This is a genomic window from Pantoea sp. 18059 (assembly GCF_902706165.1).
Classification (GTDB): Bacteria; Pseudomonadota; Gammaproteobacteria; order Enterobacterales; family Enterobacteriaceae; genus Pantoea; species Pantoea agglomerans.
In genome coordinates this window covers 11366-32825 of the sequence record NZ_CACSJS010000011.1, presented here as the reverse complement: position 1 = coordinate 32825, position 21460 = coordinate 11366, and the positions used below count along the sequence as shown (strand labels likewise).

The following is a 21460-nucleotide window of genomic DNA, read 5'->3' as shown; positions in this document are numbered from 1 at the left end:
AATAAAACGGACGCCAATTAATGTGCCAGGATTAACCCTGAAGGTTCAACATGGACACCTTTCCAATAAAGGAGTGTGAAATGAAAAAAGTGATTCTGGCGTCGTTGCTGGTGATGATGAGTGCGGGTGTTTCGGCCGAAGAGGGCGGATACAAAGCAGGCGATACGCCACCACCGCAACACAAGCAGGATGCCGGCTATAAAGGTTCAGAAGATACCGGTCAGACGCATATTGATCAGATCCGCGATTTCCGTCAGGGCGGATATGTGACGCTGGAAGGTTACATTGTGAAGAAAGAGCAGGGCGAACGGTATCAGTTCCGCGACAACACCGGCACCTTACCGATTATCGCGCCGAAGAAGACCTTTGATGGTAAAACCTACACCGCAGAAGACAAAGTACGCGTCAGTGGCAAGGTACAGGGCAAAGGGGATAAAACCACGCTGCATGTGACCCAAATCGAAGAGCCGTAACAAACCGGGCGAGGTAATCTCCTCGCCCGTTTTATTTAGTCTTTCAGCAGAATCGCCCGGCAGGTTTTGCCTTTGATTTTGCCCTGCTTGAGTTTAACCAGCGCATTTTTGGCCTGATTCGCCTCAATCGCCACATAGGCGTGGGTCGGCGTCAGGACAATTTTGCCGATCTGCTCGGCACGATAACCCGCTTCACCCGTCAGCGCGCCCAGAATATCTCCCGGACGTATCTTGGCTTTACGGCCACCATCAATGCACAAAGTCATCATAGCTGCAGGCAGCGGCTTGCTGCTGCCCTTTTTCAGCGTGCTGGCAGAGACCCACGGCAGCTTCTGCTGCAGGAAATCTTCCAGCGCATGCGCGCGAGCCATCTCATCGGCAGCAACCAGGCTGACCGCAACGCCATGTTCGCCCGCACGCGCCGTACGACCAATGCGGTGCAGGTGGATTTCAGGATCCCAGGCGAGCTGATAGTTAACCACCATCGCCAGCGATTTGATGTCGAGTCCGCGTGCAGCGACGTCGGTGGCGACCAGCACGCGACCACTGCCGTTAGCGAAGCGGATCAACACGCGTTCGCGATCGCGCTGCTCCAGATCGCCATGCAAAGGCAGGGCGCTGATATCACGCGCGTTAAGTGCCGCGGCGACATCATCACATTCACGTTTGGTGTTGCAGAAGACCACACAGGATGAGGGCTGACGATCGCTGAGCAGGGCTATCAGCAGACCCAGTTTTTCATTGTGGCTGGCTTCGAAAAACTGCTGATCGATTGAAGGCAGTTCGCTGACATCTTCTGTCACCACGCTCAGCGCATCACGCTGAAAGCGGGTGCTGATAGCCGTAATGCCGTCTGGCCAGGTGGCGGAAAAGAGCAGCGTCTGGCGCGAAGCGGGCGTCGCTTCAATGATCGTTTCCATATCATTCAGGAAACCCATCTCCAGCATCCGATCGGCTTCATCCAGGACCAGCGTGCTGAGCTGGTCCAGCTTGAGGTTTTCGCGGTTAATGTGGTCGAGGATACGACCCGGCGTGCCGACCACGATATGGGGCGGATGCACCAGCGAATCACGCTGTGCGCTCATCGGCTGTCCGCCACACAGAGTGAGAACTTTGATGTTGCGGGTGAAGCGCGCCAGCTGGCGCAGCACATTGCCTACCTGATCCGCCAGTTCACGGGTCGGACAGAGAATGAGTGCCTGGGTCTGAAAGCGGGCGCTGTCGATATGGTGCAGTAAACCAATACCAAAGGCAGCCGTTTTACCGCTGCCGGTTTTCGCCTGCGCGCGCACGTCGCGTCCCTGCAGAATGGCGGGCAGCGTAGCGGCCTGCACGGGCGTCATGCTGGTGTAGCCCATCTCGCGCAGGTTTTCGAGCTGGCTGTCGGGAAGCGAATTGAGGGTAGAAAAAGCGGTCACGGGCGCGGCCTCTGAGGCTGAAAGTGTAGGGCATTATTGCGGGGCAAGTCTGGCAGAAAGCACGCCTGACAGCAACGGGAACCTCGATGGTTAGCAGTATGAAACTATATCTGTCAGAGGGCTTAGGAATAGACTGAAGTTTACGGGAGAAAGGTGGTTTATTTTTATAGATTAACCCCGACTCAATGTGATTGTTCCAGGATGAGGATCTTTTGAGGCCAGCGATTATTTGATAAGTAGCCGTTTTTAAATATTTATTTCATTGTTAATCAGATAAATCCTTAACTACTACTCCAGTAATAGAATTAATCATTAAAAAATATCACCACTAGTGCCGATAAAAATCCTGAGCTAATTGCTTTATATTTAGCGCGCCATATTCCTGGTACAACGACCGGTAGAGGGTATTTGCATTGAGTAATCGCATCCAGGGACCACATGAAAATGTGCTTAAAATAGTAGGCCGCGCCGTACTGACACTGCATGTTCATGGAGAGAGCTTATCGGCTGATAAGATCGCTTCGATGATTGCGTGTTATGCGGAAGATGAGCCCTGTGATCAGGAAGATCGTCGCTTATACGCGCTGGCAATGGAACTAATGTCGAATGATAAATGGGCCAAAAGCGCGTAACCCGCACTCCGCTCAGGTAAATGCAGAGCCTCCCTTGTGGAGGCTCTGTTGTTTTTGGGGGGAGTGGGTTTGCGTTGTGGGGCAGGTACTGGCTCCCGGCGCTTTAGGTAAGGTGGTCGTCTGTAACCGGGCCGGAGCCAGCTCGATCTCTCTGCATTTGCTGAGAAGGCTCAGCGCGGGCGATTACGCACCTCATCCCTGAGGTGCGCCCGTAGCCGGGCCAACGCGTTGCGTTGTTCAGAAACGCTCCCGGCGTTTTTGTCCGCAGCCCTGCTGTTTCAGGCCGGGGCCAGCGCAAACACCGGTTTACCGCGCGAGAAGGTCGCGACGACCGGCGAAATCCGTGCCACGGCTTCGGCGGAACAGCTCGCCGCTACCAGCATCATGCTCGCTTCATCGCCCGGTACTGGCCACTGGCGGTCACCCTGGGCTGTCAGCGGCAGCCGATCGTCTGTGGCGATCGCCAGCGCCCGCGACAGCGAGAACTCATCCGATCCCCGATAGAGCTGCGCATAGAGATTCGCTTTTTCCAGCATGCTGCCGGTGCCAAACGGTGACCAGTGATCGATAACGCTGTCGGTGCCGGTCATCACCTTCACGCCCGCTGCCTGTAATTGCGGAATCGGCATGGTCAGCTTGCCGATCGGCAGCGTAGAGGCGACGCTGAACTGCTGCTCCGCCAGCCCTGCGATCATCTTATCCAGCGTACTGCCGGTCAGGGTCGCCAGCGCAAAACCGTGGCTCAGCGTCACTTTGCCCTTCAGCGCCGGATTCTTTGCCACGGTGTCAATCATGTACTGAATCGCCGCCACGCCAGCAGGTGAGGTTTCATGCAGATGTATATCCACGCCGCGCTGATAGTCGAGCGCAATCTGGAACATCGCATCCAGTGACTTCTCCATGGCACCATCGACATTGGTGGGGTCCAGGCCGCCGACATACTCAACGCCGTGCTGCATCGCCTCGCGCATCAGCCCATCAACCTGCGAGTGCAGCAGGCCATGTTGGGGAAAGGCCACAATCTCGCAGGGAAAGGCGGGGTGACGGGCTAATGCCGCCTGCAGATGCTCCAGACTTTGCAGGCCGCTGACCGGATCGATATTGCAATGGCTGCGGGCGCGGGTGGTGCCTTTGGCGTGCAGCAGAGCGATCAACCCTTCGGCGCGCGCCTGAGAGTGCGGCAGCAGTTGCGGAATCAGCACCTGTTCACGCGCAATCATGTCCATGATAGTTTTGCCCTGACGGGGACGCGGAGCCTGCCACGGGCCGCCGTAGAAGGTTTTATCAAGGTGGATATGCATATCCTGGGTGGCGGGCAGCAGCAGGGCATCCTGTGCATCCCACGACGGCAGGGTGCTGTCACCCTGACCGGCGGGTGTCAGCTGGTCAATTTTACCGTCGCGCACGCTGATGTCGTAACGCCCGGTGCGGGTCGCAACGATCTCATCATCCTCACGGATAAAGCCCTCCTCCAGCCGCACATTGCGCAGCAGATAGTGATCCTGCCGGGGCAGGGCGGCGGGCTGGTCGGGATTGATGGAGGACAAAGGTGATGGCGTGGCGGCACTGGCCTGGCCGAGACCGGCGGCCAGCAAGCCGCCTGCGGCGGTCCAGCGGACGCTCTGCCCAAGGAAATCACGGCGGCTCTGCCCAAGGAAATCACGGCGGCTCGGCGAAGAGGAAATAGGCATCAGAGGCTCCTGCAAAGTGAACAAGGTCTTAATCTGACAAACGACGCTCCACCCTGCTGCGTTATTTTCCACTGACGACTATTCGATATCTCACTGCCAGCGCAGCTGGCTGAAGGTTGCCAGGGATTCCGCCAGCTCGCGCTGCAGCGGATCCTGCGGATGACGACAGAACAGCGCCAGTTCGAAGGTATCAATCACCGGCAGACCCTGTTCCGGGCCCAGTACCCGATGTTGCGGCAGGCGGCAGCTGGCGGGCAGTAATGTCAGCCCCAGACCCTGCGCACTGGCGGCGGCCAGCGCGACCAGGCTGGCGCTGCTGTAACTAATGCGCCAGCTACGGCCCAGTGCGTCGAGCGTCTGACACACCTCATCGCGATAGAGCCCCTGCTGGGGAAACAGCACCAGCGGTACCGGCGTCTGCTCAAAGCAGGGCCACTCTGCGCTATCGAGCCACAGCAGGGGTTCAGGACGCGACGCCAGCGGACGCTCGCCAGCGGGCTGTTTAATCAGCATGATGTCGAGCTCTTCACGCTGCCAGGCGCGACGCAGCTCCACCTGCATGCCGCTCATCACGTCCAGCCGAAGTTGCGGATGGTCGCGACTGAAGTGCGCCAGCAAACCGGCCGTGGGCGCGGCGAAATCTTCCGGCACGCCAAGACGCAGCACACCGTCGCGCCACTGGTCACTCAGCACATCGTGCGCTTCCCCATTCAGGGCGATGATCCGCCGGGCGTAGCCTAAAAGCTTCTCGCCCTCTTCGGTGATCTGCACCTGATGCGAGGAGCGGTTCAGCAGCTCTTTGCCGACCATTTCCTCCAGCCGTCGCACCTGCTGGCTGACGGTGGACTGCGACAGGTGCACCCGGTCAGCGGCGCGGGTAAAGCTGGCGGTTTCGCACACCGCGACAAAGCTGAGCAGCTGCTGCGGAGTAAACATCGGCTGACGATTCATATTTCCACTACCTGGCAGAGTAATATTTCATTTCCAGATAGTAGCGACTGCTGCCAGGCTGGCAACTTTTAACTGTGTGGATCTCAGATGAAGAGAGAGAACAACCTGCTGCTGGCGGCGCTGGTGCTGGCCGGGCTCAATATGCGACCGCTGATGACCTCGGTCAGTCCGTTACTCGGCGAGCTGCGGCAGAGCATCGGTCTGTCGCCGCTGGCGGCATCGCTGTTGCCTGCGGTGCCGATGATGATGATGGGTGCCATTGCGTTAGTCAGCGCCCCGCTGATGCAGCGCTTTGCGGTACGTAAACTGCTGCTGGGTGGCCTGGTGCTGCTGTTGCTGGCGCTGGTGAGTCGGCTGTTTGTGGCTGACGGAGGCTGGCTGGTGCTGAGTACTGTGCCGGGAGGGGCGGGCATTGGCATTGTGCAGATGGCGATGCCGGGATTGATCCGTCAGCGATTTGGCAGCCGCAGTGCCGGCGTGACCGGACTGTGGGCAGCGGCGCTGATGGGCGGCGGTGGGATTGGCGCGGCGATCTCGCCGTGGCTGAATGGGCAGCTTGGCTGGCAGGGCGCGCTGAGCAGCTGGGCGCTGCCGGTGGTGCTGGCCATCCTGCTCTGGCTGTTTATCACCACCCCACGTGCAACCCGGACAGAGGCCGCCGCTCTGCCTTCGCTGTGGCGGAAAACCCGCGCCTGGACGCTGGCGTTGAGCTTCGGTCTGGTGAACGGCGGATATGCCATCTGTGTCGCCTGGCTGCCCGATTTTTATCATCAACTCGGCTGGAGCGCGCAGGCGGGCGGGTCACTGCTTGGCATGATGATCGGCTGTCAGGTCACAGGTGCGCTGCTGCTGCCCTTGCTGGCGCGGGGCCGCGATCGCCGTCCGCTGCTGCTGCTGACACTGGCGATGCAGTTCAGCGGCATGCTCGGTTTCCTGTTTGCGCCACAACTGGCACCGTGGCTCTGGGCGGGGATTGCGGGCTTCGGGCTGGGCGGGGCATTTCCGCTGGCGCTGGTGCTGGCGCTGGATCATCTGGAGCAGCCGCAGGCTGGCGCGCGGCTGGTGGCTTTTATGCAGGGCGTCGGCTTTATTATCGCAGGCAGCATGCCGTTTATCGCGGGGCAGTTGCATGCGCTCACCGGTCACTTCACCAGCGTCTGGTTATTGCAGGCGGCGGTCACGCTGCTGTTAATCGTGCTTAATCTGCGTTTCCATCCGCGCAGCTATCAGCACGCCTTTCCTGAGGTGAATCGCTGATTTTGGTCCGACCAATCCCGGCAATATTTTTCTCTGGTTCACACTCCGGGAAAATTCGCGCATCTTCTGTTGCCACAGGTTAACAATGCGTTAACTATCTGTTGCCATAAGCCCCGACAGAGCGGTTTGGTCTGACCAATCCGGGGCAGATGGCACCAGCGCTGCGGCTGCGTGCCACGTCACCTTTTCCTCTGGAGATACTGGCATGCAGATCTGGCAACAAAACTACGATCCGCTGGGTAATATCTGGCTTTCAAGCCTGATCGCACTGATCCCGATTCTCTTTTTCTTCTTTGCGCTGATTAAGCTGAAGATGAAAGGCTACCTGGCGGCCACCACCACCGTGGTGCTGGCGCTGCTGGTGGCGCTGTTTCTCTATCAGATGCCGGTTGCACAGGCGCTGGCCGCCGTGGTGTATGGCTTTCTCTATGGCTTGTGGCCGATTGCCTGGATTATTGTCGCCGCGGTGTTCGTCTACAAAATTTCGGTCAAAACCGGCCAGTTCGACATTATCCGCGCCTCTATCCTGTCGATTACTCCCGATCAGCGTCTGCAGATGCTGATTGTCGGCTTCTCGTTCGGAGCGTTTCTGGAAGGGGCTGCGGGCTTTGGTGCGCCGGTGGCGATTACCGCCGCGCTGCTGGTGGGACTCGGCTTTAATCCGCTCTACGCCGCCGGTCTCTGCCTGATTGTAAATACCGCGCCGGTGGCCTTTGGCGCGATGGGCATCCCGATTATTGTGGCGGGGCAGGTGACCGGGCTGGACAGTTTTGCCATCGGCCAGATGGCCGGACGCCAGCTGCCGCTGCTGACCCTGATTGTGCTGTTCTGGATTATGGCGATCATGGATGGCTGGCGCGGAGTGAAAGAGACCTGGCCGGCGGTGGTAGTGGCAGGGGGATCGTTTGCCATTGCCCAGTTCCTCAGCTCCAACTTCCTGGGTCCGGAGCTGCCCGATATTATCTCGTCGCTCGCCTCGCTGATTTCGCTGACGCTGTTCCTGCGGGTCTGGAAGCCGGTTCGCATCTTCCGCTTTGCGGATGCAGAGGCGAAACAGGGCGATCCGTTGCTGCCACCGCAGAAGTATCGGCTGGGGCAGGTGATCCGCGCCTGGATGCCGTTCCTGTTTCTCACCGCCACCGTCACGCTCTGGAGTATCCCGCCGTTTAAAGCGCTGTTCGCCAAAGGCGGTGCGCTCTATGAGTGGGTGCTGGCTATGCCGGTGCCGATGCTGAATGAACTGGTGGCGCGGATGCCGCCCGTGGTCGGCACTGCAACCCCTTATCCGGCCATCTTTAAGCTGGATCTGGTGTCCGCCACCGGCACCGCCATTTTAATTGCAGCGATCATGGCGATGATTTTCCTGCGCATGAAGCCAAAGGCGGCATTGCAGACTTTTGGTGAAACGCTGAAAGAGCTGGCGCTGCCGATCTACTCTATCGGGATGGTACTGGCCTTTGCCTTTATCTCGAATTACTCCGGGCTGTCTGCGACGCTGGCACTGGCGCTGGCGCACACCGGCCACGCTTTTACCTTCTTCTCACCGTTCCTGGGCTGGCTGGGCGTCTTCCTGACCGGATCAGACACCTCATCGAATGCGCTGTTTGCTGCTTTACAGGCCACGACCGCGCAGCAGATTGGCGTCTCCGATATTCTGCTGGTGGCGGCCAACACCACCGGTGGCGTGACCGGTAAGATGATCTCGCCGCAGTCGATCGCTATCGCCTGTGCGGCGGTCGGGCTGGTGGGTAAAGAGTCCGACCTGTTCCGGTTTACCGTTAAACACAGCCTGATTTTCACCTGTATGGTCGGTGTGATAACCACGCTTCAGGCCTACGTCTTCCCCTGGATGATCCCATGAGCAGCAATGCCGATCCGCTGGTGACGCGCCTGCGGGCCTATATCACCGAACATCAGCTCGAGCCGGGCATGCGCCTGCCCGCCGAGCGGCAGCTCTCTGCGGAGCTTGGCGTCTCGCGCTCCTCGCTGCGTGAAGCCATACAACAGTTGATCAGCAACGGCATGCTGATTAGCCGACGCGGCGGCGGCACCTGGATCCGTCAGCAGCTGGCGCCCTGGTCGGAACAGCGCATCGTCGAGCCGATTCGCCAGCTACTGCGCGACGATCCCGACTACCGCTACGACATTCTGGAAGCGCGCCATGCCATCGAGGCCAGCACCGCCTGGCATGCCGCACTGCGCGCCACCGACGCCGACAAAGAGAAGCTGCAGTACGCTTTCGACGCCACCCTGAAGCTGAAAGAGAGTGACGATCCCGATCTCGCCGCCCAGGCGGATGTGCGCTTCCATCTGGCGATTGCCGAGGCGTCGCACAACGTGGTGCTGCTGCAGACCATGCGTGGTTTTTTTGAGCTGCTGCAATCGTCGGTGATGCAGAGCCGTCAGCGCATGTATACCCAGCCCGCGATTTTCGCCCGCCTGACTGAACAGCATCAGGCGCTGCTCGATGCGATCCTCACGGGCGATGCCGACGCTGCGCGCCAGGCGGCGATGCAGCATCTGGGATTTGTGCACACCACCATGAAAAGCCTGCATGAAGATGAAGCGCGTCAGGCGCGCATCACCCGCTTACCGGATAACGACACACGCAACCCAAAGGAATCTGACTGATGATTATCTCCGCTGCCAGTGACTATCGCGCGGCCGCGCAACGTATCCTGCCGCCGTTCCTGTTTCACTATCTTGATGGCGGTGCCTATGCCGAGCACACCCTGCGTCGCAACGTAGAGGATCTCTCGGATGTGGCGCTGCGCCAGCGAATTCTGAAAAATATGTCGGAACTGAGTCTTGAAACCAAACTGTTCAATGAAACCCTGTCGATGCCGGTTGCGCTGGCACCGGTCGGCCTGTGCGGCATGTATGCCCGCCGGGGTGAAGTACAGGCGGCGCGCGCGGCAGACCTGAAAGGCATTCCGTTTACCCTGTCGACCGTCTCGGTCTGCCCGATCGAAGAGGTGGCCCCGCAGATTAAGCGTCCCATGTGGTTCCAGCTCTATGTGCTGCGTGACCGCGGCTTTATGCGCAATGCGCTGGAGCGCGCCAAAGCCGCCGGTTGCTCTACGCTGGTGTTTACCGTGGATATGCCCACGCCGGGCGCGCGCTATCGCGATGCGCACTCCGGTATGAGCGGCAATCACGCGGCGCTGCGTCGTTACTGGCAGGCGGTCACCCATCCACAGTGGGCGCTGGATGTGGGTCTGCAGGGGCGTCCTCACGATCTGGGGAATATCTCCACGTATCTGGGCAAGCCTACCGGGCTGGAAGATTACATCGGCTGGCTGGCGAATAATTTCGATCCCTCTATCTCGTGGCGCGATCTGGAGTGGATCCGCGAGTTCTGGGATGGACCGATGGTGATCAAGGGCATTCTCGATCCGGAAGATGCGCGTGATGCGGTGCGCTTTGGCGCCGATGGCATCGTGGTCTCTAATCACGGCGGACGCCAGCTGGATGGCGTGCTCTCCTCGGCGCGTGCGCTACCGGCCATTGCCGATGCGGTAAAAGGTGACATCGCCATTCTGGCGGACAGTGGCATTCGCAACGGGCTGGATGTGGTGCGGATGATTGCGCTGGGCGCAGACAGCGTGCTGCTGGGACGGGCATTTATCTATGCGCTGGCAACCCACGGTCAGCGCGGCGTAGAAAACCTGCTGACGCTGATTGAAAAAGAGATGCGCGTTGCCATGACCCTGACCGGCGCGAAGTCGATCGGTGAAATTACCCGCGATTCGCTGGTGCAGGCGGAAGCGTTACTGGCACCGCAGAGCACATCGCCACGTCCCCGCGCGGTGAGTTGAGCCTGCGAAAATGAATGTATTGTCTATACTTAGCTTCTTTACCAACAGGAGGAACGACATGACAATTCATAAGAAAGGTTCGGCGCATTGGGAAGGCGATATCAAAGGCAAAGGCACCGTCAGCACCGAGAGCGGCGTGCTGAGCCAGCAGCCTTATGGCTTTAACACCCGTTTTGAAGGCGCCAAAGGCACCAACCCGGAAGAACTGATTGGTGCAGCGCATGCAGCCTGTTTCTCTATGGCGCTGTCGCTGATGCTGGGCAACGCAGGTCATCCGCCGGAAAGCATTGACACCACGGCCGACGTGTCGCTGGACAAAAAAGGCGATGGCTTTGCCATCACCAAAGTGGCACTGACCAGCACCATCTCTCTGCCAGGCATTGATGAGTCGACCTTCGACGAGATCATCAATAAAGCCAAAGCGGGCTGCCCGGTTTCTCAGGTACTGAACGCGGAAATTACGCTGGATTACACCCTGAACAACTGATGCCGGTAACGGGTCGCCTTTTGGCGGCCCGGGCGTTATGCTATGCCTCACCGGTCCTGTTGCTGACCGGAACAGATGCGCCTTCTGGCGCATCTTCGCTTTCTGACCAGAGGAAACTGAGGTGACGAGATACCGGGCAGCCAAAAAGTACTGGAAGATGGTGCTGGTTCTGTTGTGCATCTGTGGCGCGCTGCTGCTGATTCGCTGGGCTGCCATGATCTGGGCCTGAACAGATGAAGGGGATTGGCCGCCACACGCTGGGCATATTATTAATGGTGATTATTGTGCTGGAAGCGGTTCACTATCTGCTTACTGCCTCATGGCTGCCGTGGCGATAAACGCGCTCAGACAAAGGCATCCTCGCGCCTTTTAGACCGCACATCGCTGCGCGCAATGCGATAAGCCTTGCGCGGATCGCCTACCACAAACTCAAAGGTTGGCGTGTAGTAAAATGGCAGCCAGCCGCCATAGCTGCTCTCCCACTCCCAACGGACGGGGCAGGGCCACAGAATGCCATCATACAAAAGATAGTAAACCCAGCGTCCACCAGGACGACGGGGGCGTGATGTTTTCATGGGATTCACAACGATAATGGTTAACAACAGCTTATATTTTGTACGCTAAAGCGTCAGCTTGCAACGTTACAGCCCTGCTTTATTGAACCTGGCCCTGAATTAGCGATGTACTTCACCGCACAGCAGTACCACATTCGGTCTGACTTTATGAATGCGGTTCGCCATCGTTTCACAGTCGACCTTCGTCGGATAGATGCGCTCTGATACCGGCAGCGCCTCGCAGGCATCGTAGCCGCATGCGCTCACTAACAACACAAATCCTATCAACATAGATCCTCTCCTTTACACGGTCTGGTGGTCCGGACTGTGGTGCTTTTTATCCCTTTTTAACATCCAGTATAGACAAACGTGCCGGGGCGGCATTGTCAGTGTGAGCTATGGTCCGCCAGCCAGGGTGTGATGCGGCGGCCTGTAAGGTGTGTCAGAAGGGGCGGGCCTGGCGCTAGCCTGCGAAATACCAGGCGGGCAGCAGCGCAATCAGGTTATTCAGCGTGTGCAGGAAGATGGGCAGCGCCAGACTGTTACTCCGCAGCCGGGCGTAACAGAGCAGTAGCGAAAACAGCGTCAGGGCGATAAGGGTCTGCCAGTGCACATACTGCGTATGCATCACCGCAAACAGCAGTGAGGTCAGCAGCATACAGGCAAAGCGGCTCCGTGGCGCCCACAGCAGAAAGCCCTGCAACAGAAAACCGCGGAACAGCACCTCTTCAAACACCGGAGCGAGCAGCACGGCGGTGAGCAGCAGAATCAGCAGCGAATTGCGTCCCTGTTGGGCCTGCATCACCAGCCATCCTTCCGGCTGCATGAACTGCATCTGTGCGGCCATCAGAACAAATAGCGCGCCAGTAAACAGCAGAGTTTGCAGCGTGCAGAGTTCACCCAGCGGCAGGTCGGTGCGGCGCTGGCAGTAAAAGCGGTAAAGCGGATAGATAACAGCAAATTCAAACAGGCAGAGCACCGGCACCAGCAGGCCGTCATTACGCAGCACGCTGTAATTAGGGAACAGCGTGATCAGCATGGTAACCAGGTAATAGACCACAAAGCTGCCGACGTAGAACAGCGTCAGTGTCACTCTGTCGGAATTGGTATTCATAGGCGACTCTGCCAGCGAAGGTTAGCGCATAGTAGCAATGCACCAGATCGCTGTCGAGTCAGCCTGTAACACAATATTTAAGCGCAAAATGTTTACCGCAGACTAAACACCCGCGCGCGTGAGCCGATAACTGAGGAAACTAATCTGGTCAGCACTGCATGTTGTATTGCAGGCCCGTCATCTCAAACTCTGACTGTGTAGTGAGCACTCTTAATGACTTCTAACCCTCCGGCGCCACCCTCGCCTCCATTCAGTCATGCCGCTGAAGACCGCACTGTCCGCTTTACGCGGCGCAGCCTGCGCACGCTTTCGCTGCTGCTGTTTGGCGTGCTGGTGCTCTCGATGCTGATGGTGCTGACAATTGCGCAGCGGCAAAACAGCGTATCGGTTGAGCATGACCAGTTGCTGATGCAGCAGGCGTGGAAAAATCGTCAGGAGGCGATGGTCACGGATATCCGGGACTATGCATTCTGGGGCGAAGCCTGGCGCAATCTCCATGTCAGGGTCAACAAAGTCTGGGCTTATGACGAAGAGAACTTTGGTCCGGGCCTCTACGAAGAGTATCACTATGAGGGGGTGTTCGTGGTCGACGGCAACGGTCACACCACGTACAGCGTCATTAATGGGCAACTGGTGGATACGCCGCTGGAAGCCTGGCTGGGAAAAGAGGCTCCAGCGCTGATTGCGGCGGCACGTCAGCGCAACGACGCGGCGATAACCCGTGATGCGCTGATTAATCATCTGCCCGCCATTGTGGTTGCCGCCCCCATCGGCAGCGGCAAACTGACGAATATGCCGCCGATAGCGGGGCCGGCGTCAGTCATGGTGTTTGTGAATCAGTTCACCCCTGCCAAATTACAGGCGCTGGGCGCCACGCTGGATGTGCGCGAACTGCGCCTGCCCGTCAGTGCAGGGGATGCCCTGCGTGAACCGCGGATGGTGCAACCATTACCCGGTGGCGATCTGATTGTGCTGCGCTGGACGCCAAAGATGCCTGGCATGGGCCTGGTCTGGTTTCTGTTGCCACTGCTGATGCTCATGGCGATCATCATTGGCATAATCACCCATCGCGTCAGCCGCCATGCGCTCTCTAATGCGATTCTCTCTGACCGGCGCTTTGCCCTGCTGGCGATCAGTCAGCAGGAGCTGGCCAACAGCGAAGCGCGGTTTCGCGATCTCGCTGAGGCAGCGTCAGACTGGATCTGGGAAACGGACGAAGAGGGTCGCCTCATCTACCTGTCAGCGCGCTTTCAAACCGTGACCGGCCACGATATTACACACTGGCTGGGCCGTCACATCGATCACCTCCTGACGCATCCCAGCCATTCGCTGGTCGCCTGGCTGCAGCGTCAGGAGGAGGAGGGGCAACAGATGCCACTGCGCTGTCAGTTTATGTCGGCGCACGGCAACCGCCGTATCGGCCAGCTGGTCGCGAAAACAATCTGGCATGAGGCGCGACGTATCGGGTTTCGCGGCACGGTATCGGACATCACTCAGAGCATGGAAGCCGAGGCGCGCATTCATTTTTTGTCGCGTCACGACGTCTTAACCGGCCTGTCGAACCGCGTACAGCTGCAGGAGTTTCTGACGCTCCACCTTGAGCTGCCTGATGGCGCTGCGCCGCTGACGCTGATTACCCTCGATCTCGATCAGTTCAGGCCGATTAATGAAACCTGGGGCCATGCGGCGGGCGATGAGGTGCTGAGCCAGATAGCGCAGCGTCTGAAGCGCTGTATCGGCCCGCAGGAGCTGGTGGCGCGGCTGAGTGGCGATGAGTTTGTGCTGGTATTGCGTGAAACGAACCGTGAGCGGGTCGATCAGCGTTGCGCACAGCTGGTGCACGAGGTTCAGCAGCCCATCAGCACCGGCCAGCATGTCCACTATCTCACCGTCAGCATGGGGATTGCCTGTGTACCGCAGGATGCCAGCCATCCGGAAGCGCTGCTGCAAATGGCTGATATCGCGCTGAATGAAGCGCGCGAAGCGGGACGCAATCAGTGGGTCTGGTATGCCAATGAGATGGCCAGTCAGCGTGAGGATAAGCGTGAAATGGCGCGGCGGATTGAGAAAGCGCTGAAGAACAATGAATTTCGCCTGCACTACCAGCCCCGCTATCAACTGCTGACGGGTCAGCTGGCAGGTGCTGAGGCGCTGATTCGCTGGCAGATTGCGCCGGATGAGTGGATTACCCCCGATCACTTTATTCCGCTGGCGGAAGAGAGCGGTCTCATCGCCACCATCAGCGACTGGGTGTTGATGCGCGCGTGTGAGGATGCGCTGGGATGGGGGGGCGATCGCTATGTTTCGGTTAATATTTCGCCCATGGAGTTCCGCACCAGCGATTTAGTGCAGCGGGTTGCGGATGTGCTGGCGAAAAGTGGCCTGCCGGCTACGCGGCTGGAGCTGGAGATCACGGAGAACGTGACCTTTGAACATCCGCAGCATGCGCTGGAGGTGATGCAGGGTTTACGGTCACTCGGGGTAAGGTTAACCGTTGATGATTTCGGCACCGGCTATGCGGCCCTGGGCTACCTGAAGACCTTCCCGTTTAATGGGCTGAAGATCGATCGCTCCTGGATGAAAGATTTCCCGGAGTCGCAGCAGGCACAATCGGTGGTCGCGGGGATTATTGCGCTGGCACGCGCCTTTGCCCTGACAATTACGGCTGAGGGGATTGAGACAGAAGCGCAACTGAACCAGCTAAAACAGCTCTCGTGCGAAGAGGGGCAAGGCTACTTCCTCGGTCGACCGATGCCGCTGGCTGCATTCAGTACGCTTCTGGAAAGAACCGCGCAGAACCAGGCTGAACCCGTTTAACGGACTTTAACCGCCACGGCGGTCATCAGCATTGCGCAGACGACAAAAATAATCAGTTCCATCATGACCTCCACAGGGCTAAGACTATTCTTAATATTGTAGTGGTCCGCTGTGCTTTTTTTAGGCAATGAGTGCGATTAATCTTAAAAGATGACCTGTGCTGCGACCCGTTTAATGCTGCTGTAACAACTTTACTTTTTAGGGGTTCAGGTCAGCAGGTGCGCTTTGCTACTCTTGGGGCAGGGTTTTACACGTCCAACAGGAGAATAAACGTGAAATTTTATGGAAAAGGGCTGCTGGTAATGGGGCTGTTTGCATTAACCGCCTGTCAATCTGCCTCTAAGCCCGATACCGCCAGTGTGGCGCAGGATCCGGAAGCTGACCGCTGTGGTGCCTCTCAGTTTCAGAATTATGTCGGTAAACCGTTAACCGCGCTGCAGGGTCAGCACTTCGAACAGAAGGTCCGCGCCATTCCCTATAATTCTGCCGTCACCATGGACTTCAACCTTAATCGGCTGAACTTCCTGGCTGACAAAAATGGCAATATCAGCTCAGTTTATTGTGGTTAACGGCAAAGATGTCATAGGTTTGTCATAACGGCAGGCGAGGATAGCAGCGCGTTTAAGAAACTTCCTCGTCACACAATAGATAGTGCTCGTCTTGTTTATTCCCGCCCGGCGGGAATTTTTTTAGCGGCTTCGGGCCGTAACAGGAGCAGAGAAGATGAAACGCATAATCGGGGCACTTCTGCCCGCATTGTTACTCAGCAGCACACTGGCGCAGGCTTCCAGTGAAGAGGCCTGGCAAAAGAGCCGTCAGGTGATGGTGCAGGCCTGCATTAACGCCAGTCATCTGAGCAAAGTAAAGGTGCTGGGCGAGGCGATCGAGTATGACGACAACACGGGCTACAGCGCACTGTTGCTGGAAGGACGCTATCCCCAGCCGCAGATGAAAAATAAGCGTGGACGGGAGCTGTGCCTGTTTCAGCGCAGCAGCGGACGGGCCAGTATCAGCGAAGCGGATAAATTGCGCTGGGTGAAGTAGGTGGTGGGTTTACGCCTCCGGCTGCGTGTCGATTAACTGCGCCAGCAGGGTGCGATAACGCTGCAACTGCGTCTCGTCGCCTTCCACTTCCAGTTTATCGATAACCCGCGCAATAAGGGCTTTATTGGTGGCGGGTTCTCCCGCTTCCATTATTTCACGCAGAATCACCGCCAGCAGATCGGACTCAGGCGGTATCCGCCAGTCCGGGCTGTTAAAATAGTCGCTGATAGCACGGCTGGCGCTGTCAGGTTGTACTCTCATTACCCACCTCCGCTAAAACAAGACCCCCTCCCTTACACCTGAGCATAAGGGCGTTTAACCATGAAATAAGCTGGTTCGCCTCAGCGTAGCCGGACGGTCTGCACCGTTTTTTGCGGAGGATGTCGCGCCGATTAAAAAGATTGCTATACCGCCGCGGCTGGCGGTTTTTTAAACATAGAAGCGGGGTGAAGAGTTGTCAGTAACAGAATGACATATTTTTCTATATTGACGGGCCGGATTGAGGGAGATCGGGTCTGGCCAGACCATCGCCCGCGTGCTTCGCGCTAAAAACCCGGTGGGCTGGAAAATTTGCGCCGGTGATTGCGCTGAATCAAAGAGGAAACCGGTCTTTTGCCATTTGTGCCATGTTTTGTCGGTCACGCTGAGAATAGCCGCGTTAGACTGAACATTCCCTCTCTTTAAAATATCTGCTCATGCCACGCACTATAGAACCCTGGAAGATAAACCTGATCTCGGTCTGGTTTGGCTGCTTTTTTACCGGCCTGGCCATCAGTCAGATCATCCCGTTTCTGCCGCTCTACCTTGAGCAGCTTGGCGTAACCGGTGGCGAATCACTGAGCCTCTGGTCGGGTCTTACCTTCAGTATCACCTTTGTGGTTTCGGCGGCCGTAGCCCCGCTGTGGGGCAGTCTTGCCGATCGCAAAGGCCGTAAGCTGATGCTGCTGCGCGCCGCTTTTGGCATGGGCGTGGTAATTCTGCTACAGGCTTTTGTCACCGAAGCCTGGCAGTTGTTGCTGCTGCGTGCCCTGATGGGGCTGACCTCCGGATATATTCCCAACGCCATGGCGCTGGTGGCCGCTCAGGTGCCGCGTGAACGCAGCGGCTGGGCGCTGAGCTGTGTCTCAACCGGTCAGATTGGCGGGGTGATTCTGGGACCGATGCTGGGCGGGCTGCTGGCAGACTGGGTCGGTTTGCGTACGGTGTTTATTGTCACCGCAGCGCTGCTGATGGTAAGCTTTCTGGTGACGCTGTTCCTGATCAAGGAGACCGGTTACACCCCGGTGAGTAAAAAGGAGAAGCTCAGCGGACGCGAGGTTTTCCGCTCGCTGGATAATCCAAAACTGATGCTCTGCCTCTTTTTCACCACCATGGTGATCCAGATGTGCAACGGATCGGTGAACCCGATCCTGACGCTCTTTGTGCGGGAACTGGCACCCACCGCTGAGAATATCGCTTTTCTTAGCGGGGTCATTGCCGCGCTGCCTGGCGTCTCTGCACTGCTGGCCGCGCCTCGTCTGGGACGACTCGGCGATCGCATCGGTACGCAGCGTATCCTGCTGGCAACGATGGTCATCTCGCTGCTGCTGTTTATCGCCATGTCGTTTGTCACCAGCACGACACAGCTGGGGGTATTACGTTTTCTGCTGGGCTTTGCCGATGGCGCGATGATGCCCGCGGTGCAGACGCTGCTGGTGCGTCACTCGCGTGACAACATCACCGGCCGGATCTTCGGCTATAACCAGTCCTTTATGTATCTCGGCAATGTCGCGGGTCCGCTGCTGGGCGCCGCGGTGTCGGCGGTGGCCGGTTTCCGCTGGGTCTTTTTTGCCACCGCCGTGGTCGTGCTGATTAACGTGCTGTTTCTGAAGCGCTTTTACCGGCGTCCGAAGACAGATCTGCCCGCGTCGGCTGGCAAATCGTCAGTTCAGCCTGCCAGCGCTGCTGAGTCAGTAAAAACTCAGGACTGACGCTGGGGCTCCAGGAGTCATCGCCGCCGACACCCATGTGGCAGGCATCCAGATGCAGCCAGCAGCCCGCTTCCGGACGCAGATGGTGGCGGTGTGATGCCTCCCGCAACTGCTCCAGGCTAAAACGGCTCAGTGAGAAAGCGAAATCGCCGCTGACCTGCCAGCTGCCGCTGTCGAGCTGACGGGTGCCGCAGCGCAGACCGTTCTCACCCGGGAAAACATAAGGCGTTGAGAGCTGATCCAGCGGCAGCTCCCAGCGGGAAAACTGCGCGGCCAGCTGGCGATCGGGATAGTTTTCATGCGGACCCAGGCCGAGCCAGCTCACCTGTTGTGGTATCTGCGTCAGCTCACAGCGTAATCCGATGCGCGCGGGCGGCGGCAATCCACGCGACTGCTCAACGGAAAGCTGCAACTGCAACTCACCCTGCGCATTGATCAGATAACGTTTACGGCTGATAAAGGCGATCTGGCCATGGGCGAGCCAGCTGTGCAGCGTCTCAATCTGCACCGCCTGTGGCAACGCATTCGCCGTCATCGACACCAGCTGGCTGCTCATCTGGTCATAACCCGCTGCTTTCCAGCGCTCGACCCAGGCATTGGGATCAACCCGTTCCGCTTCGCTGGTGCCGATGTCATTGTCCAGCGGGGCGCGAATAAAGCAGTCCTGAAGCGGTGAAAGCAGTGTGGGCTGTTCATCCACAAACCACTGCGTCAGTTCGCCGCTGTGGCGTGAAAAATGCCAGCGTTGCTGCTGATGGGTGATGACAATCTCACGGGTATCATCGTGCAGGCCCGGTGCGTGGCCGCTCTCCGGCTTTGATGGCAGCGCCAGCGATGATGGCAGCGCCCATTGGTGCCAGGCGACACGCCAGCCAGCTTCGCTCCATTGGGTCGGTTGAATCTGATGAACCGCGACGTTCAGCCAGCATTCGCCCTGTAATGCTGGCGGTGACGGCAGCGTGATCCGCTGCTGGCCCTGTGGAACGATATCCAGCGGCACTTCTCCTTCCGTTACTACACGACCCGCCTGTTCGATGCGCCAGCGCAGCACTTCGTTGTCACTGTGGCGGAACAAATAGTCGCTGCTGACCGTAAAGCTCAGCGGATCGCCGGGATCGACGTCAAACTGCCAGAACTGCTGGGCGCACTGCGCCTCATAAAGCGCCGGATGCGGCGTGCGATCGGCAAATACCAGCCCGTTCATACAGAACTGTCGATCGTTGGGTTTATCGCCAAAATCGCCGCCGTAGGCCTGCCAGGGTTCGCCCTGATCGTCATAGCGGGTCAGGCTCTGATCAACCCAGTCCCAGACGAAGCCGCCCTGCAGACGCGGAAACTGGCGGAAGGCCTGCCAGTACTTAGCAAAACCGCCAAGGCTGTTGCCCATGGCATGCGCGTACTCACACAGGATGAGCGGACGCGTCTCACCCGGCAGACCGATCCACTTTTTCAGCGACCATTTCGGCACCGCCGGGAAGGGCTGATCTTCATCAACCCTGGCATACATCGGGCAGATGATATCGGTAGCAGCGGTATCCGCACCGCCGCCTTCATACTGAACCGGACGCGTTGGATCGCTGCTTTTTACCCAGCGGTAGAGCGCATCGTGCGTGGCACCATGTCCTGACTCATTGCCCAGCGACCAGATAATAATGCTGCAGTGATTACGATCGCGCTGCACCATGCGCGTCACGCGTTCGCTATAGGCAGCGAACCAGCGGGGATCATCGGAGAGCCGGTTCATCGGCTGCATGCCGTGGGTTTCGATATTGGCCTCATCCACCACATAAAGCCCATACTGATCGCACAACCGGTACCAGAGCGGATGATTAGGATAGTGTGAACAGCGCACCGCATTAAAATTGTGCTGCTTCATCAGCTCAATGTCGCGGCGCATCGTCGCCTCATCCACCACCTGACCGCGCTCCGGATGATGTTCATGACGGTTGGTGCCACGGATCAGCAGCGGTTTGCCGTTCAGGCAGAGCAGGCCGTTATCGATGGTGACCTGACGGAAGCCGACATCATAGGCTTCCACCTCGATCAGCTGTTGATTCTCATCCAGCAGCGCCAGCGTGGCGCGATAGAGATGGGGTGTTTCGGCACTCCACAGCGCAGGCTGTTCCACCGGCAGGCTGAGCAGGGCGCGTTCGGGATAGTGACCCCGCTCGTCAATAATGGCACTGCCCAGCGGCTGCTGACACTGAGCAATCTGCTGTTCACCCTGCCACAGTGTCAGGCGCAGCTGATAGCGCGAGCTGACGTCAGCTGGCAGAGCAACACGAACCCGGGCACGCAATTCGGCACGGTAAAACTCCGGGCTGAGCCGGGTTTCCAGCTGAACATCGGCCAGATGCACCTGCGGTTTATGCATTAACGTGACGTCGCGGAAAATGCCGCTCATTCGCCACATATCCTGATCTTCCAGATAACTGCCGTCGCTCCAGCGCAGCACCATTACTGCCAGCCGGTTTTTGCCCGGCCGCAGATAAGGCGTCAGGTCGAATTCAGCGGGCAGACGACTGTCCTGAGAGTAGCCAATCCAGTGTCCGTTGCACCACAGGTGAAAGGCCGAGTTTACGCCGTCAAAAATGATGCGTGTCTGCCCATTATGCAGCCAGGCTGCGTCAGCGCTGAATGTGAGCGAGTAACATCCGGTTGGATTCTCTGCGGGGACCAGTGGAGGAGTAACCGGAATCGGATACTGCACGTTGGTATAAATGGGCGCATCGAAGCCGTGCATCTGCCAGTTGGCCGGAACCGGAAGGGTCGTAGTGTCCGGCAGATCCTGCAGTAACCAGCTGGCCGGAACCGCTTCAGGCTGCGTAAAATAACGGAAACCCCACTCTCCGTTGAGGCTCTGAAGTGACGCCGAGGGGCTGTCATCCCGCGCGGCTGCTACATCTCGCCAGCTGGCGAATGGCGGGTGCGCATCCAGCCGATGCAGCGAGGTCACGACCGGATTTTCCCAGTCGCGCCGGGAGAGGATGTCACTAAAAGCAGCCTGAGAGAGAGTCATGTTTATATCCTGTAAATGTAATGCGCTCACAATGCGCAAAATTACGCCGCCTGTAAAGTGTTCACCCTCCCGATTTGCACAAATAATTTGTGCTGTAATCCAGCCGGGATGTTGAGATTGTGCCGCCTTAATGGTGGTAAATCGTTAAGTCTGGTCAGCAAAGATGAATAGTCGCCGGATGCGGAAGAATCTCACTTGTCGCCATGCAGGTGGCT

General features: G+C 58.1%; 19 protein-coding genes. 11 read left to right on the top strand and 8 right to left on the bottom strand.

The features are described 5' to 3' along the window. Positions 1-80: 80 nt before the first annotated feature. Positions 81-473, top strand: a complete 393-nt coding sequence (locus GVJ63_RS20805; protein ID WP_010255219.1) for a YgiW/YdeI family stress tolerance OB fold protein — start codon at positions 81-83, stop codon at positions 471-473. A gap of 35 nt (positions 474-508) precedes the next feature. On the opposite strand, the gene dbpA is transcribed toward GVJ63_RS20805, so the two are convergent. From dbpA to GVJ63_RS20785, 3 genes are all read right to left on the bottom strand, one after another. Beyond that, the gene (dbpA, locus tag GVJ63_RS20800) at positions 509-1891 is read right to left on the bottom strand and encodes an ATP-dependent RNA helicase DbpA (RefSeq protein ID WP_010255222.1); all 1383 of its coding nucleotides are present in this window, start codon (positions 1889-1891) and stop codon (positions 509-511) included. 910 nt (positions 1892-2801) lie between these two features. Continuing rightward, positions 2802-4214: an amidohydrolase gene (locus tag GVJ63_RS20790; RefSeq protein ID WP_159227317.1), complete on the bottom strand. Its 1413-nt coding sequence runs from the start codon at positions 4212-4214 to the stop codon at positions 2802-2804. A gap of 90 nt (positions 4215-4304) precedes the next feature. Next, positions 4305-5165 carry a LysR family transcriptional regulator gene (locus GVJ63_RS20785; protein ID WP_010255227.1) on the bottom strand — a complete coding sequence of 287 codons (861 nt, stop codon included), beginning with the start codon at positions 5163-5165 and terminating at the stop codon, positions 4305-4307. Between the two features lie 87 nt (positions 5166-5252). Here GVJ63_RS20785 and GVJ63_RS20780 point away from each other — a divergent pair, with 87 nt between their 5' ends. The 6 genes from GVJ63_RS20780 (at position 5253) to yniD (ending at position 10956) form a co-directional block, all read left to right on the top strand. Next, positions 5253-6422, top strand: a complete 1170-nt coding sequence (locus GVJ63_RS20780) for a cyanate transporter (protein ID WP_045140740.1) — start codon at positions 5253-5255, stop codon at positions 6420-6422. 205 nt (positions 6423-6627) lie between these two features. Next, positions 6628-8283 carry an L-lactate permease gene (gene lldP / locus GVJ63_RS20775; protein ID WP_010255230.1) on the top strand — a complete coding sequence of 552 codons (1656 nt, stop codon included), beginning with the start codon at positions 6628-6630 and terminating at the stop codon, positions 8281-8283. Then, on the top strand, positions 8280-9053 hold the full coding sequence (gene lldR / locus GVJ63_RS20770) for a transcriptional regulator LldR (RefSeq protein ID WP_010255231.1): 774 nt from the start codon (positions 8280-8282) through the stop codon (positions 9051-9053). Before lldP ends, lldR begins: the two co-directional genes overlap by 4 nt. Continuing rightward, positions 9053-10240 carry an FMN-dependent L-lactate dehydrogenase LldD gene (gene lldD / locus GVJ63_RS20765; protein ID WP_010255232.1) on the top strand — a complete coding sequence of 396 codons (1188 nt, stop codon included), beginning with the start codon at positions 9053-9055 and terminating at the stop codon, positions 10238-10240. The genes lldR and lldD overlap by 1 nt, the downstream gene beginning before the upstream one ends. 58 nt (positions 10241-10298) lie before the next feature. Further along, positions 10299-10727 (top strand): OsmC family protein, encoded by a 429-nt coding sequence (locus GVJ63_RS20760; protein WP_010255233.1) that lies wholly within the window; start codon positions 10299-10301, stop codon positions 10725-10727. Between the two features lie 121 nt (positions 10728-10848). After that, positions 10849-10956 (top strand): small membrane protein YniD, encoded by a 108-nt coding sequence (yniD, locus tag GVJ63_RS22590; protein WP_022625163.1) that lies wholly within the window; start codon positions 10849-10851, stop codon positions 10954-10956. A 115-nt stretch (positions 10957-11071) separates the two neighbouring features. Here the strand turns inward: yniD and GVJ63_RS20755 are convergent, their stop codons facing one another. The 3 genes from GVJ63_RS20755 to GVJ63_RS20750 all read right to left on the bottom strand — a co-directional run bounded on the left by GVJ63_RS20755 (position 11072) and on the right by GVJ63_RS20750 (position 12395). Further along, positions 11072-11302, bottom strand: a complete 231-nt coding sequence (locus GVJ63_RS20755; RefSeq protein WP_031292783.1) for a hypothetical protein — start codon at positions 11300-11302, stop codon at positions 11072-11074. 99 nt (positions 11303-11401) lie between these two features. Continuing rightward, a complete protein-coding gene (locus tag GVJ63_RS22280) occupies positions 11402-11572 on the bottom strand; it encodes a hypothetical protein (protein WP_003850083.1) in 171 nt (56 codons plus the stop codon). Positions 11573-11744: 172 nt separating this feature from the next. Further along, complete coding sequence (locus GVJ63_RS20750; RefSeq protein WP_010255238.1) at positions 11745-12395, bottom strand: CPBP family intramembrane glutamic endopeptidase; 651 nt, start codon at positions 12393-12395, stop codon at positions 11745-11747. Between the two features lie 213 nt (positions 12396-12608). Between GVJ63_RS20750 and GVJ63_RS20745 the strand changes: the two genes are divergently transcribed. The 3 genes from GVJ63_RS20745 (at position 12609) to GVJ63_RS20735 (ending at position 16256) form a co-directional block, all read left to right on the top strand. After that, positions 12609-15212 carry an EAL domain-containing protein gene (locus GVJ63_RS20745; RefSeq protein ID WP_159227316.1) on the top strand — a complete coding sequence of 868 codons (2604 nt, stop codon included), beginning with the start codon at positions 12609-12611 and terminating at the stop codon, positions 15210-15212. 272 nt (positions 15213-15484) lie between these two features. After that, complete coding sequence (locus GVJ63_RS20740) at positions 15485-15781, top strand: I78 family peptidase inhibitor (RefSeq protein WP_062758274.1); 297 nt, start codon at positions 15485-15487, stop codon at positions 15779-15781. A gap of 154 nt (positions 15782-15935) precedes the next feature. After that, positions 15936-16256 carry a hypothetical protein gene (locus GVJ63_RS20735; protein WP_010255244.1) on the top strand — a complete coding sequence of 107 codons (321 nt, stop codon included), beginning with the start codon at positions 15936-15938 and terminating at the stop codon, positions 16254-16256. 9 nt (positions 16257-16265) lie between these two features. On the opposite strand, the gene GVJ63_RS20730 is transcribed toward GVJ63_RS20735, so the two are convergent. Then, positions 16266-16517 (bottom strand): biofilm development regulator YmgB/AriR family protein, encoded by a 252-nt coding sequence (locus tag GVJ63_RS20730; RefSeq protein WP_010255246.1) that lies wholly within the window; start codon positions 16515-16517, stop codon positions 16266-16268. 434 nt (positions 16518-16951) lie between these two features. Between GVJ63_RS20730 and GVJ63_RS20725 the strand changes: the two genes are divergently transcribed. Continuing rightward, the gene (locus GVJ63_RS20725) at positions 16952-18226 is read left to right on the top strand and encodes a multidrug efflux MFS transporter (protein ID WP_072171237.1); all 1275 of its coding nucleotides are present in this window, start codon (positions 16952-16954) and stop codon (positions 18224-18226) included. Here GVJ63_RS20725 and GVJ63_RS20720 read toward each other — a convergent pair. Continuing rightward, on the bottom strand, positions 18108-21245 hold the full coding sequence (locus GVJ63_RS20720) for a beta-galactosidase (RefSeq protein ID WP_159227315.1): 3138 nt from the start codon (positions 21243-21245) through the stop codon (positions 18108-18110). The genes GVJ63_RS20725 and GVJ63_RS20720 overlap by 119 nt on opposite strands. Between the last annotated feature and the right edge of the window lie 215 nt (positions 21246-21460).

Excerpts from the sequence above, each read along its gene's own strand:
- lldP (WP_010255230.1), top strand. The coding sequence starts at position 6,628 with ATGCAGATCTGGCAACAAAACTACGATCCGCTGGGTAATATCTGGCTT.
- GVJ63_RS20735 (WP_010255244.1), top strand. The coding sequence starts at position 15,936 with ATGAAACGCATAATCGGGGCACTTCTGCCCGCATTGTTACTCAGCAGC.
- GVJ63_RS20730 (WP_010255246.1), bottom strand. The coding sequence starts at position 16,517 with ATGAGAGTACAACCTGACAGCGCCAGCCGTGCTATCAGCGACTATTTT.
- GVJ63_RS20805 (WP_010255219.1), top strand. The coding sequence starts at position 81 with ATGAAAAAAGTGATTCTGGCGTCGTTGCTGGTGATGATGAGTGCGGGT.
- GVJ63_RS20755 (WP_031292783.1), bottom strand. The coding sequence starts at position 11,302 with ATGAAAACATCACGCCCCCGTCGTCCTGGTGGACGCTGGGTTTACTAT.
- GVJ63_RS22280 (WP_003850083.1), bottom strand. The coding sequence starts at position 11,572 with ATGTTGATAGGATTTGTGTTGTTAGTGAGCGCATGCGGCTACGATGCC.
- GVJ63_RS20790 (WP_159227317.1), bottom strand. The coding sequence starts at position 4,214 with ATGCCTATTTCCTCTTCGCCGAGCCGCCGTGATTTCCTTGGGCAGAGC.
- GVJ63_RS20745 (WP_159227316.1), top strand. The coding sequence starts at position 12,609 with ATGACTTCTAACCCTCCGGCGCCACCCTCGCCTCCATTCAGTCATGCC.
- GVJ63_RS20720 (WP_159227315.1), bottom strand. The coding sequence starts at position 21,245 with ATGACTCTCTCTCAGGCTGCTTTTAGTGACATCCTCTCCCGGCGCGAC.
- lldR (WP_010255231.1), top strand. The coding sequence starts at position 8,280 with ATGAGCAGCAATGCCGATCCGCTGGTGACGCGCCTGCGGGCCTATATC.
- GVJ63_RS20785 (WP_010255227.1), bottom strand. The coding sequence starts at position 5,165 with ATGAATCGTCAGCCGATGTTTACTCCGCAGCAGCTGCTCAGCTTTGTC.
- GVJ63_RS20780 (WP_045140740.1), top strand. The coding sequence starts at position 5,253 with ATGAAGAGAGAGAACAACCTGCTGCTGGCGGCGCTGGTGCTGGCCGGG.
- lldD (WP_010255232.1), top strand. The coding sequence starts at position 9,053 with ATGATTATCTCCGCTGCCAGTGACTATCGCGCGGCCGCGCAACGTATC.
- GVJ63_RS20750 (WP_010255238.1), bottom strand. The coding sequence starts at position 12,395 with ATGAATACCAATTCCGACAGAGTGACACTGACGCTGTTCTACGTCGGC.
- GVJ63_RS20760 (WP_010255233.1), top strand. The coding sequence starts at position 10,299 with ATGACAATTCATAAGAAAGGTTCGGCGCATTGGGAAGGCGATATCAAA.
- GVJ63_RS20725 (WP_072171237.1), top strand. The coding sequence starts at position 16,952 with ATGCCACGCACTATAGAACCCTGGAAGATAAACCTGATCTCGGTCTGG.